This is a genomic window from Stenotrophomonas sp. GL_101 (assembly GCF_057835675.1).
The window spans coordinates 724,606-737,209 of record NZ_CM174432.1; the positions used below are offsets into that span (position 1 = coordinate 724,606).

Annotated in this window: 10 protein-coding genes and 1 pseudogene; all 11 read left to right on the forward strand. The window is 68.5% G+C overall.

What is annotated here, in order from left to right; all coding sequences use genetic code 11:
* Positions 1 to 3: 3 nt before the first annotated feature.
* Positions 4 to 972: a 16S rRNA (cytosine(1402)-N(4))-methyltransferase RsmH gene (gene rsmH, locus AC3IR9_RS03230; protein WP_489294015.1), complete on the forward strand. Its 969-nt coding sequence runs from the start codon at positions 4 to 6 to the stop codon at positions 970 to 972.
* Positions 969 to 1,232 carry a cell division protein FtsL gene (ftsL, locus tag AC3IR9_RS03235; RefSeq protein ID WP_489294016.1) on the forward strand — a complete coding sequence of 88 codons (264 nt, stop codon included), beginning with the start codon at positions 969 to 971 and terminating at the stop codon, positions 1,230 to 1,232. Before rsmH ends, ftsL begins: the two co-directional genes overlap by 4 nt.
* Positions 1,229 to 3,076: a peptidoglycan D,D-transpeptidase FtsI family protein gene (locus tag AC3IR9_RS03240; RefSeq protein ID WP_489294017.1), complete on the forward strand. Its 1,848-nt coding sequence runs from the start codon at positions 1,229 to 1,231 to the stop codon at positions 3,074 to 3,076. The genes ftsL and AC3IR9_RS03240 overlap by 4 nt, the downstream gene beginning before the upstream one ends.
* On the forward strand, positions 3,073 to 4,560 hold the full coding sequence (locus AC3IR9_RS03245; RefSeq protein ID WP_489294019.1) for a UDP-N-acetylmuramoyl-L-alanyl-D-glutamate--2,6-diaminopimelate ligase: 1,488 nt from the start codon (positions 3,073 to 3,075) through the stop codon (positions 4,558 to 4,560). The genes AC3IR9_RS03240 and AC3IR9_RS03245 overlap by 4 nt, the downstream gene beginning before the upstream one ends.
* Positions 4,557 to 5,951 (forward strand): UDP-N-acetylmuramoyl-tripeptide--D-alanyl-D-alanine ligase, encoded by a 1,395-nt coding sequence (locus AC3IR9_RS03250; protein ID WP_489294020.1) that lies wholly within the window; start codon positions 4,557 to 4,559, stop codon positions 5,949 to 5,951. The genes AC3IR9_RS03245 and AC3IR9_RS03250 overlap by 4 nt, the downstream gene beginning before the upstream one ends.
* Positions 5,941 to 7,026 (forward strand): phospho-N-acetylmuramoyl-pentapeptide-transferase, encoded by a 1,086-nt coding sequence (mraY, locus tag AC3IR9_RS03255; RefSeq protein ID WP_489294021.1) that lies wholly within the window; start codon positions 5,941 to 5,943, stop codon positions 7,024 to 7,026. Before AC3IR9_RS03250 ends, mraY begins: the two co-directional genes overlap by 11 nt.
* Positions 7,026 to 8,360 (forward strand): putative lipid II flippase FtsW, encoded by a 1,335-nt coding sequence (ftsW, locus tag AC3IR9_RS03260; RefSeq protein WP_489294022.1) that lies wholly within the window; start codon positions 7,026 to 7,028, stop codon positions 8,358 to 8,360. Before mraY ends, ftsW begins: the two co-directional genes overlap by 1 nt.
* The gene (gene murG, locus AC3IR9_RS03265) at positions 8,357 to 9,448 is read left to right on the forward strand and encodes an undecaprenyldiphospho-muramoylpentapeptide beta-N-acetylglucosaminyltransferase (protein WP_489294023.1); all 1,092 of its coding nucleotides are present in this window, start codon (positions 8,357 to 8,359) and stop codon (positions 9,446 to 9,448) included. The genes ftsW and murG overlap by 4 nt, the downstream gene beginning before the upstream one ends.
* A gap of 43 nt (positions 9,449 to 9,491) precedes the next feature.
* A complete protein-coding gene (gene murC / locus AC3IR9_RS03270; protein WP_489294024.1) occupies positions 9,492 to 10,928 on the forward strand; it encodes a UDP-N-acetylmuramate--L-alanine ligase in 1,437 nt (478 codons plus the stop codon).
* Positions 10,925 to 11,905: a D-alanine--D-alanine ligase gene (locus AC3IR9_RS03275; RefSeq protein ID WP_489294025.1), complete on the forward strand. Its 981-nt coding sequence runs from the start codon at positions 10,925 to 10,927 to the stop codon at positions 11,903 to 11,905. The genes murC and AC3IR9_RS03275 overlap by 4 nt, the downstream gene beginning before the upstream one ends.
* Positions 11,902 to 12,579 (forward strand): annotated as a pseudogene (locus AC3IR9_RS03280) (cell division protein FtsQ/DivIB); the annotation flags it as partial. The gene AC3IR9_RS03275 and the pseudogene AC3IR9_RS03280, both read left to right, overlap by 4 nt.
* Positions 12,580 to 12,604: the final 25 nt, after the last annotated feature.

Below are 12,604 nucleotides of genomic sequence, written 5' to 3' on the forward strand. Positions count from 1 at the left end.
CGGATGCGCGGAGCAGCGCAGACCGGTCACCTTCCGGTGTCGCAGTCGCCGGCGGGGCACCTGCCGGTGCTGTACACGCAGGTCCTGGATGGCCTGCAGGTGATCGAAAACGGAACGTATCTCGATGGCACGTTTGGTCGTGGCGGTCACGCCCGTGGCGTGCTTGAGCAACTCGGTCCTGGAGGCCGGCTGCTGGTCATGGACAAGGATCCCGAAGCGATTGCGGTAGCCGAGCGCGATTTCGCGCCGGACCCGCGCGTGTCGATCTTCCGGGGCAGCTTTGCCGACCTGCTGCAGTGGGACGCCACCGCCGGTGGCCTGGACGGGGTGCTGTTCGACCTGGGCGTGTCCTCGCCGCAGCTGGACGTGGCCGAGCGTGGTTTCAGCTTCGGCAAGGACGGCCCGCTGGACATGCGCATGGACCCGGACAGTGGTGAAAGTGCCGCGCAGTGGCTCAACCGGGTGGAAGAGCGCGACCTGATGGACGTGCTGTGGACCCATGGCGAAGAACGCCAGGGCCGCCGCATCGCCAAGGCGATCATCGCCCGCCGCGACCAGCAGCCGTTCACCCGTACCGCCGAACTGGCCGAGCTGATCGCCTCGGTGATGCCGCGCGGCAAAGACAAGATCCACCCGGCCACGCGCAGCTTCCAGGCCATCCGCATCCACATCAACCGCGAACTGGCCGACCTTGAGGCGGGCCTGGACGCGGCGATGGCGCGGCTCAAGCCCGGTGGCCGGCTGGCGGTGATCAGCTTCCATTCGCTGGAAGACCGCATCGTCAAGCAGTTCATGAACCGCCACGCCAAGGCCCCGCCGAGCAACCGCCGGCTGCCCGAGCTGGCCGCGTTCGTGCCGACGCTGGACCTGCACGGCGGCGCGATCAAGGCCGAGGCCGACGAGCTGGCGGTCAACCCGCGCGCACGCAGCGCGGTGCTGCGCGTGGCTGAAAAACGCGAGGTGGCCCAATGAGCCGCCTGCTGCTGATCGTGCTGCTGGCCTGCACCATCGCCTCGGCGATCGGGGTGGTGTTCATGCGCCACCGTCATCGGCAGACCTTCGTCGAGCTGTCCAAGGCCGAGCGCGCGCGCGATGAAATCAACATCGAGTTCGGCCGCCTGCAGCTGGAGCAGGCCACGCTGGCCGAGTCCACCCGGGTGGATCGTGTCGCCCGTGAAAAGCTCGGCATGAAGTTTCCCGAAGCGGCCGACGTCGTGGTGGTGCGGCCATGAGCAAATCCGGCCGCAACCGTACCCGCAACAGCTTCAACCTGCGCAAGCGCCTGAAGTGGGTGGGACTGGCGCTTGGGCTGTGCTCGGTGTCGCTGGTGGGCCGGGCGGCCTACGTGCAGCTCATCAACAGCGATTTCTACCAGCGCCAGGGCGAGGCCCGCTACCTGCGCGAGCTGCCGATCAATACCTCGCGCGGCATGATCACCGACCGCAATGGCGAGCCGGTGGCGGTGTCCACGCCGGTGGCCTCGATCTGGGTCAACCCGCAGGAGTTGCTGCGTGCGCCGGACCGTATCCCGGAACTGGCGAGCGCGCTGGGCATGCCGCTGGACGAGCTGAGCACCAGGCTGTCGCAGAAGGCCGACAAGGAATTCATGTACCTGCGCCGCCGGATCAATCCGGACGAGGCTGAGCGCGTGGTCGCGATGAAGATCCCGGGCGTGGCCTCGCAGCGCGAGTTCCGCCGCTTCTACCCGCAGGGTGAGGCGATGGCGCACGTGCTGGGCTTCACCAACATCGACGACCGTGGCCAGGAAGGGCTGGAGCTGGCCTTCGACGAATGGCTGCGCGGCAAGGCCGGCGCCAAGCGGGTGATCCGCAACCGCAAGGGCGACACCGTCGAAAGCGACCTGCTGCGCGCCGCCGAGCCGGGCAAGGACCTCACCCTCAGCATCGATCGCCGCATCCAGTTCCTGGCCTTCAAGGAGCTGCGCAACGCGCTGATCGCCAACAAGGCGGCCGGTGGCTCGATGGTGATCATGGACGTGGCCACCGGCGAGATCCTGGCCATGGTCAACCTGCCCACCTACAACCCCAATGCGGTGGGCGGCACTGCGCCGGACACCCGCCGCAACCGCGCGGTGACCGACCTGGTCGAGCCCGGCTCGACCATGAAGCCGTTGACCATCGCCTCGGCGCTGCAGTCCGGCGTGGTCACCAAGGACACCACGGTAGACACCAATCCGGGCTACATGGCGGTGGGCCGCTTCACCATCAAGGACGTGCCGCGCAACAACGGCGTGCTCAACGTCACCGGCGTGATCACCCGCAGCTCGAACATCGGCGCGGCCAAGATCGCCGCCAAGATGCCGGACCAGGTCTTCTACGACCACGTGCACAGCTTCGGCTATGGCGTGGCCCCGCACAGCGGTTTCCCCGGTGAATCGGCCGGCGTGCTGCCGCGCCCGGCGCGCTGGAGCGGCTCGTCCAAGACCACCATGTCCTACGGCTATGGCCTGAATGTCACCCCGCTGCAGATCGCCACGGCGTATTCGGCGCTGGGCAATGGCGGCAAGCTGATCGCGCCGACCTTCGTCAAGGGCCAGCGCAGCGAAGGCAAGCAGATCATCGACGAGAACATCGCCAAGGAAGTGGTGGCGATGATGGAAACGGTGGTCACCCAGGGCGGCGCCAAGCAGGCGGCGGTGCTGGGCTACCACGTCGCCGGCAAGACCGGCACCGCCCGCAAGGCCGGCCCCGGCGGTTACGAGCGTGGCCATTACAACGCCTTGTTTGCCGGCATCGTGCCGGCCTCCAACCCGCGCTTCGCCACGGTCATCGTCATCAACGACCCGCAGGGCGGCAAGTATTACGGTGGCCTGGTGTCCGCGCCGGTGTTCCACAACGTGATGGAAGGCGCACTGCGCCTGATGGACGTGCCGCCGGACGACATCGAGTCGTGGCTGGCCGCCCAGCAGTCCGGAAAGATGGGTCACTCGGCGTCGGTGCTGCCGACGCCGCCGCCGGAAACGGTGATCGCCCCCGATGCCGCCGCCGAATTCGATGCCGCGCTGCCCAGCGCGCACGTCCCGGTGCCGCCCGCGCAGGGAGGCACCCAGCAATGAGCCAGATGATGTTGCTTTCGCAGTTGCTTCCCGATGTGGCGCTCAGCCACGATCCCGCCATCACCGGCCTGGTGCTGGACAGCCGGGCCGTGCGCCCGGGCAATGCCTTCGTGGCGATCGCCGGGTTCGGCGCGCACGGGCTGGGCTTTGTCGAGCAGGCGCGCGCGGCTGGCGCGGGCGCGATCCTGTTCGACCCGCCGGCCCCGGCCGAGCTGCCGGCCCCGGCCGATGCCATCGCGGTGCCGGGCCTGCGCACGCGCATGGGCGCGATGGCCGACCAGTTCCACGGCCATCCCTCGCGTGCGATGTGCATGGTCGGGGTGACCGGCACCAATGGCAAAACCTCCACCGTGCAGCTGCTGGCCCAGGCCTGGCACCTGCTCGGTACCCGCAGCGGCAGCATCGGCACGCTCGGCGTGGGTCTGTATGGCGATGTGGTGCCAACCGGTTTCACCACGCCGCTGGTGCTGCAGATGCATGAAGTGCTGGCGCAGCTGCGCGACGACGGCGCGCGCGCGGTGGCGATGGAAGTCAGCTCGCACGCGCTGGACCAGGGCCGCGTGGATGCGGTGCACTTTGATGTGGCGGTGTTCACCAATCTCACCCGCGACCATCTCGACTACCACGGTGACATGGACCAGTACGGCGCGGCCAAGGCCAGGCTGTTCCATCGTGAGGGCCTGAAGGCGGCCGTGGTCAACCTCGATGATGCGTTCGGCAGCGAACTGCTGCGCACCGTCGATGCCGACGTGCGCCAGGTCGGGGTCAGCTCGCGCGGCGCGCAGCAGGCCGCGTTGCGCGCCGACTCGCTCACGCTCGACGGCCACGGCATCGCCTTCGACCTGGTCGTCGGTGGCGCCCGGCATCCGGTGCAGTCGCCGTTGCTGGGTCGCTTCAATGTCGACAACCTGCTGGCCGTGGGCGGCGCGTTGCTCGCGCAGGGCCATGCCCCGGCCGCGATCGCCACGCTGCTGTCGCAACTGCAGCCGATCGCCGGGCGCATGAACCGCCTCGGCGGCGAGCGCGGCCTGCCGACGGTGGTGATCGACTACGCCCATACCCCCGATGCGCTGGAGCAGGCGTTGTCCAGCCTGCACGACCATCTGTCCGGCCGCCTGGTCTGCGTGTTTGGCTGCGGTGGCGAGCGCGATACCGGCAAGCGCCCGCAGATGGCCGCCATTGCCGAACGGCTGGCCGATGTGGTGATCGTCACCGACGACAACCCGCGTGGCGAAGACGGCGATGCGATCGTCGCCGACATCCTGGCCGGGCTGAGCAGCCCGGCCGCTGCCAGCGTGCAGCGCGACCGCGCCGCTGCGATCGTCGCGGCGATCGGCCAGGCCGGCGCCGGTGACATCGTGTTGATCGCCGGCAAGGGCCATGAGCCCTACCAGGAAGTGCAGGGCGTCAAGCATGCCTTCGACGACAGCGTGGTAGCAGGCCAGGTGCTGGCTGCACTGCAGAACGCGGAGGGAGCAGGATGAAGCGCACCCCCCTGTCGCTGATCGCCCACTGGGCCGGTGGCGAGATCCATGGCGATGACACCGCCATCGATACCATCAGCAACGACACCCGCACGCTTGCCCCGGGCAGCCTGTACGTGGCGCTGCGCGGCGAGCGTTTCGACGGCCATGACTTCGCCGGCGATGCGGTGGCGCGCGGTGCCTCGGCCCTGTTGGTCGAACGCCTGCTGGATGTCGCGCTGCCGCAGATCGTGGTCGCCGACAGTGAACATGCGCTGGGCCGCATCGCCCATGGCATGCAGCGCGACCGCAGCGCGGCGGTGTTCGCCATTACCGGCAGCAACGGCAAGACCAGCGTCAAGAGCCTGCTGCTGGCGATCCTGGAGCAGGTGGCGCGCGACCAGCACAAGGTGGTCTACGCCAACCCGGGCAACCGCAACAACGAGATCGGCCTGCCCCTAGCGGTGCTCGATGCGCCCGACGACGCCGATTTCGCCATCTATGAAATGGGTGCCGGCAAGCCGGGCGACATCGCCTATCTCACCGACATCGTGCGCCCGCGCTACGCGCTGGTGAACAACATCGCGCCGGCGCATTTGGAACGGATGGGCAGCCTGCAGGGCGTGGCCACCACCAAGGGCGCCATCTACGCCGCGCTGCCGGCTGATGGCGTGGCGGTGATCAATGCCGACGACGCCTTCGGCCTGTGGTTTGAACAGCACATCATCGGCCAGCCGCCGCGCTGCCGCGTGCTGCGCTATGGCCTGGACCACAGTGCCGATGTCACCGCGCTGGCGGTCCGACCCGCTGCGACGGGCAGTCAGTTCCTGCTGACCAGCCCGGCCGGACAGGTGGAAATCGCCCTGGCACTGCCGGGCCGCCACAACATCAGCAACGCGCTGGCCGCCGCTGCGCTGGCGCTGGCCGCCGGCATCGGCCTGGACCAGATCGCGCTGGGCCTGGCCCGCGCCGCGCCGGTGCCCGGCCGCCAGATCAACCACCGCCTGCCCAACGGCGCGGTGTTGATCGATGACAGCTACAACGCCAATCCCGGTTCACTGGCCGCGGCGATCGATACCCTGGCCGGGTCGAAGGACGAAGGCTGGCTGGTCCTGGGCGACATGCGCGAACTGGGCCCGGAGGGCGAGGCATTGCATGCCCAGGCCGGGCGCCGCGCGCGCGACGCCGGGATCAAGCGCCTGTACACGCTGGGCAGCCTGAGCGCTGCCGCATCGACTGCGTTCGGCGAGGGTGGCCGGCACTTCCAGGACCACGACGCGCTGGCCGCGGTGTTGGCCGACCAACTGCATGCTGGCGTGCGCTGCCTGGTCAAGGGCTCGCGCGGCAGTGCCATGGACAAAATCGTGAAAGCGCTGCTGGCGCAAGGAGAGGAAACCCCCAATGTTGCTTGAACTGGCCCGATGGTTGCAGCAGTTGGAGAGCCTGTTCGGGCTGTTCGGCTATCTGACGCTGCGCGGCATCCTTGCCGCGCTGACCGCGCTGTTCCTGTCGCTGTGGCTGGGCCCGGCGATGATCCGCAAGCTGGCCCAGTTCAAGGGCGGCCAGCCGATCCGTACCGATGGCCCGCAGACCCACTTCGTCAAGGCCGGCACGCCGACCATGGGCGGCTCGCTGATCCTGCTCACCATCACCTTGTCGGTGCTGATGTGGGCCGACCTGCGCAACCGCTATGTGTGGGTGGTGCTGGCGGTGATGCTGTGCTTCGGTGCGATCGGCTGGTACGACGACTGGATCAAGATCGTGCGGCGCGACCCGAACGGCCTCAAGTCACGCTGGAAGTACCTGCTGCAGTCGATCTTCGGCCTTGCCGCCGGCCTGTACCTGTTCTACACCGCCGATGTGCCGGCGGCGTTGACCTTCTACATCCCGATGTTCAAGTCGATCGCGTTGCCGCTGGCCGGCATCAGCTTCGTGGCCATCGCCTACTTCTGGATCGTCGGCTTCTCCAACGCGGTCAACCTGACCGACGGCCTGGATGGGCTGGCGATCATGCCCACGGTGCTGGTCGCCTGCGCACTGGGCGTATTCGCCTATGCCTCGGGCAATGTGGTGTTCTCCAGCTACCTGCAGATCCCGCAGATTCCCGGTGCCGGTGAACTGGTCATCATCTGCGCGGCGATTGCCGGCGCAGGCCTGGGCTTTTTGTGGTTCAACACCTACCCGGCCATGGTCTTCATGGGCGACATCGGCGCGCTGGCGCTGGGTGCGGTGCTGGGCACCATCGCGGTGATCACCCGCCAGGAACTGGTGCTGGTAGTGATGGGCGGTGTGTTCGTAATCGAAACGCTGTCGGTGATGATCCAGGTGGCCTCGTTCAAGCTGACCGGCAAGCGCGTGTTCCGCATGGCACCGATCCATCACCACTTTGAACTGAAGGGCTGGCCGGAGCCGCGCGTGATCGTGCGCTTCTGGATCATCTCGGTAGTGCTGGTGCTGATCGGCCTGGCCACGTTGAAGGTCCGCTGATGAACGACCTGTCGCGCCAGGCAACCCGCCTTGAAGCCATCGGAGGCCACTTCGACAAGTGGCTGCTGGGCGCGATCATCGCGCTCACCGGGCTGGGTGTGGTGATGGTCGCGTCGAGCTCGATCGCCTTGATGAGCAGCCCGTTCTACTACCTCAACCGGCACCTGATCTTCCTGGCCATCGGCATCGTGCTGGCCGGCATCGCCATGCGTACCGAACTCAAGAGCATCGAGCAGTACAACCAGGTGCTGCTGCTGGGCTGCTTTGCACTGCTGGTGATGGTGTTCGTCCCCGGCCTGGGCAGCAGCGTCAACGGTGCCCGCCGCTGGATCAACCTGGGCGTGTCCAAGTTCCAGACCGTCGAAGCGGTCAAAGTGCTCTACATCGTGTGGCTGTCCAGTTACCTGGTGCGTTTCCGCGACGAGGTCAACGCGACCTGGCCGGCAATGCTCAAGCCGCTGGGCGTGGCCGGCGCGCTGGTGGTGCTGCTGCTGCTGCAGCCGGACTTCGGCTCGTCCACCCTGCTGCTGGCGATCACCGCCGGCATGCTGGTGCTGGGCGGGGTGAACATGCCGCGGATGTCGATGCCGGTGGTGTTCGGCCTGGTGGGCATGAGCGCGCTGGCGATCATCGAGCCCTACCGCATGCGCCGCATCACCTCCTTCCTGGACCCGTGGGCCGACCAGCAGGGCGACGGCTACCAGTTGTCCAATGCGCTGATGGCCGTGGGCCGTGGCGAATGGACCGGCGTGGGCCTGGGCAACTCGGTGCAGAAGCTGTACTACCTGCCCGAAGCGCATACCGACTTCATCTTCTCGGTCACCGCCGAGGAGCTGGGCTTCATCGGCACCTGCCTGATCATCGGCCTGTACGCGCTGCTGGTGGGCCGCAGCTTCTGGCTGGGCATGCGCTGCGTGGAAATGAAGCGCCACTTCTCCGGCTACATCGCCTTCGGCATCGGGCTGTGGATCAGCATGCAGAGCTTCGTCTCGATCGGGGTCAACCTCGGCATCCTGCCGACCAAGGGCCTGACCCTGCCGCTGATTTCCTCCGGTGGTTCCAGCGTGCTGATGACCTGCGTGGCGATGGGCCTGCTGCTGCGCGTGTCCTATGAACTGGATCGCGCCGAGCGCCGCCAGGCCGTACGCATGGGCGCGGCCGAAGGCGACGAACCCATCGCCAACGACCCGGGCAGCGCACAGAGCGCATCGGCCGTGGCGGCAGCGAAGCAGGACAGCGCCGCCCCCCGCGACGGCATGCCGCGCGACAGCTCGCCGCGCGGCACCAGCCGCATGCAGCAGCGCATCGAGCCGACCCTGGGGAGGATGGGATGAGCACGCCCCTCACCGCATCCCAGCGCCCGGTGCTGATCATGGCCGGCGGCACCGGTGGCCACATCTTCCCCGGCCTGGCCGTGGCCAGGGTGCTGCGCGAGCGCGGCGTCCCGGTGACCTGGCTGGGCAGCGACGGTGGCATGGAAACCCGCCTGGTGCCGCAGCACGACATCCACATCGACACGTTGGCCATCAGTGGCCTGCGCGGCAAGGGCAAGCTGGCGATGCTCAGCGCGCCGGGCCGTCTGCTGCGCGCGGTACGCGCGGCCGGCTTCCTGATCCGCGACCGCCAGCCGCGCGCGGTGATCGCCTTCGGCGGCTTTGCTTCCGGCCCCGGTGGGCTGGCCGCGCGCCTGCACGGCTTGCCGCTGCTGGTGCACGAACAGAACCGTGCCCCCGGCCTGACCAACCGCGTGCTGTCGCGCTTCGCCCGCCGCGTGCTGACCGGTTTCCCGGGCAGCTTCGCCAGCGGCGAAGAAGCCGTCGGCAATCCGGTTCGTGCCGAAATCGCCGCCATCACCCCGCCCGAGCTGCGCCTGGCCAACCGCGACGGGCCGTTGCGCCTGCTCGTACTGGGCGGCAGCCAGGGCGCACGCGTGTTGAACAACGCCGTGCCCAAGGCACTGGCCGCGCTCGGCACCGGCGTGCAGATCGAGGTGCGTCACCAGAGCGGTGAGAAGCTGCATGCCGAAGCGCAGCAGGCCTACCGCGACGCAGGCGTCAGCGCGCGCGTGGAAGCGTTCATCGCCGACATGGCCGAAGCCTTCGCCTGGGCCGACCTGGTGGTGTGCCGCGCCGGTGCCTCCACCCTGGCCGAACTGTGCGCGGTCGGCGTGGGCAGCGTGCTGGTGCCTTTCGCCGCTGCCGTGGATGACCACCAGACCCGCAATGCGGAGTACCTGGTCGACCGTGGCGCGGCTGTATTGCTGAAGCAGGATGAAACGCTGGCCACCCACCTTGAAGGTGTGCTGCGCGACTTGTCCCAGAATTCCGCCCGTCGCATGCAGATGGCACATGCCGCGCGTGCCCTGGCCAAGGTCGATGCCGCCGAGCGCATCGCCGACATCATCCTCGAGGAATCCAAATGAACACCGCCACGCGCCCCCGCGCCCGCCACATGGCAGGCCGCGCATGATCCGCCGCCTGCACGACACCAACGACCTGGTGCGCGCCTTTCCGCGCGTGCACTTCGTCGGCATCGGCGGCACCGGCATGAGCGGCATCGCCGAAGTGATGCTGACCCTGGGCTACGAAGTGTCCGGGTCGGACAACGCCGACAATGCGGCCACCCGCCGCCTGGCCAGCCTCGGTGCGCGGGTGATGCGCGGCCACTCGGCGGCCAACGTGCTCGGCACCGACTGCGTGGTGGTCTCCAGCGCGATCCGTGACGACAACCCCGAGCTGATGGAAGCGCGCAGCCAGCGCATTCCGATCATGCCGCGTGCCGCCATGCTCGCCGAACTGATGCGCTTCCGCCGCGGCATCGCCGTGGCCGGCACCCACGGCAAGACCACCACCACCAGCCTGACCGCCGCGGTGCTCAGCGAAGGCGGGCTCGACCCGACCTTCGTGATCGGTGGCCAGCTGCTGGCTGCCGGTGCCAACGCCAAGCTCGGCGGGGGCCAGTGGCTGGTTGCCGAAGCCGACGAGAGCGATGGCAGCTTCCTGCGCCTGAACCCGCTGGTGTCGGTGATCACCAACATCGATTCAGACCACCTGGAAAACTACGGCAACGATTTTGCCCGGGTCCAGGCCGCGTTTGCCGAGTTCCTGCAGCGCCTGCCGTTCTACGGCCTGGCCGTGCTGTGCATCGACGACCCGGAAGTGGCCGCGCTGGCCGCGCAGACCCCGCGCCATGTCATGAGCTATGGCATGAGCGGCAACGCCGACGTGCGCGCCGAAGACGTGGTCCAGGACGGCCCGCGCATGCGCTTCACCCTGCGCCTGCCCGAGGGCAGCAGCCACCCGGTGGTGCTGGCCCTGCCGGGCGCGCACAACGTACTCAATGCACTGGCCGCCGCGGCGGTGGGCTGGCAGCTGGGCGTGGCCCCGGAAGCGATTGCCCGCGCGCTGGAAAGCTTCGCCGGCATCGGCCGCCGCTTCAACGATTTGGGCGTGGTCACCACCCACAGCGGTGCCAGGGTGCGGGTGATCGACGACTACGGCCACCATCCGCGCGAACTGGCCGCGGTGTTCGCCGCCGCCCGCGGTGGTTGGCCGGACCAGCGCCTGGTGGTGGCCTTCCAGCCGCACCGTTACAGCCGCACCCGCGACCAGTTCGACGCGTTCGCCGCGGTGCTGTCCGAAGTGGATGCACTGGTGCTGAGTGAGGTCTACCCGGCCGGCGAAGCGCCGATTCCCGGCGCCGATTCGCGCTCGCTGGCACGCGCCATCCGCGCGCGCGGCCGCAGCGAGCCGGTCGTGGTTGGCCAGACCGCCGAACTGGCGCACGTGCTGCCCGACGTGCTGCAGGACGGCGACCTGCTGTTGATGATGGGGGCCGGCGACATCGGCCACGTCGCCCAGTTGATCGCCACCGAAGGTTTCCAGGAGGCTCCGGCGGCATGAGCACGATCGTCTTCCCGCCGCTGCGCGTCACCGACCCGGCCCAATTCGGCCGCGTCGCCGTGCTGCTGGGGGGTACCTCCAGCGAGCGCGAGGTGTCGCTGGATTCCGGTCGCAACGTCATCGAGGCACTGCGCGCGCGTGGCGTCGATGCCACCGCCGTGGACGGCATCCCGGCACTGGCGCGCGCACTGGTGGAAAAGCGCTTCGACCGCGTGTTCAACATCCTGCACGGCCATAACGGCGGTGGCGAGGACGGCATCGTGCAGGGGCTGATGGAAGCCTTCGGCGTGCCCTACACCGGTTCCAACGTGCTCGGCTCGGCGCTGAGCATGGACAAGATCCGCACCAAGCAGGTGTGGCTGTCGCTGGGCCTGCCGACGCCGCGTTACGTCAAGCTGGTGGAGGGCGTGGACGTGCATGCCGCCGCTGCCGAACTCGGCCTGCCGGTCGTGGTCAAGCCGGCCAACGAAGGTTCCAGCGTCGGCATCAGCCGGGTCACCGATGACGCCGGCCTGGACGAAGCGGTGGCACTGGCGGCGCGCTACGACGGCCAGCTGCTGATGGAGCAGATGGTGGTGGGCGACGAGCTGACCGTGGCGATCCTGGGCGAGCAGGCGCTGCCGTCGATCCGCATCGTGCCCAAGGGCCAGTGGTACGACTACAACGCCAAGTACATCGCCGACGACACCCAGTACCTGTGCCCGGGCCTGGAGGGCGGGGATGAGCAAGAAATCCGCCGCATCGCGCTGGCCGCCTTCCGCGCCGCCGGCTGCCATGGCTGGGGCCGGGTGGATGTGATGCGCGACCGCAGCAGTGGCCGTTTCTACCTGCTGGAAGTGAACACCGCGCCGGGCATGACCAGCCACTCGCTGGTACCCAAGGCCGCCGGCCAGGCCGGGATCGGATTTGAGGAACTGGTCTGGCGCGTGCTGGAACAGACCCTGGTGCTCACCCCACAGGAGAGCGTCCACGCATGAACGCGGTACTGCGCATCTTCGTCTGGTTGCTGGCCCTGTCGGTGGTGGCGCTGCCCGTGGTGGCGGTGCTCAACGGCTGGGTCGGTGCCGAACGCTGGCCGCTGGCCAAGCTGCGCGTGCATGGTGAATTCAAGCGGGTGCCGGCCGAGCAGCTGCAGCAGGTCGTGCTGCCGTATGCGAAGTCCGGCTTCTTCGCGGTCAAGCTGCAGGACGCGCAGGACGCCATCGAACAACTGCCCTGGGTGGAAAGCGCGCAGGTGCGCAAGCAGTGGCCCGACGTGCTGGAAATCAGCCTGGTCGAGCACAAGCCGTTCGCGCGCTGGGGCAAGGACCGGCTGCTGTCCGAGCAGGGCAAGCTGTTTGCCACCCCGCAGAAACTGCAGGACCTGGCGCTGCCCGACCTGGACGGCCCGGACACCCAGACCGAAGAAGTGGTGGCGCTCTACAACGATGCCCGCGCGTTGTTTGCGCCGGCCGGCGTGGACGTCACCCGGGTGGCGATGGATGCGCGCGGCAGCTGGTCGCTGCAGCTCAGCAACGGCACCGAAGTGGTGGTGGGCCGCGATGATGCGCGCTCGCGCCTGCAGCGTTTCGTGCGCGTGCTGCCGCAGCTGGCCAACCAACAGGCGCCGATCGAACGCGCCGACCTCCGATATACCAATGGCTTCACGTTGAGCTGGGGTACCCCGGCCCCGGCCG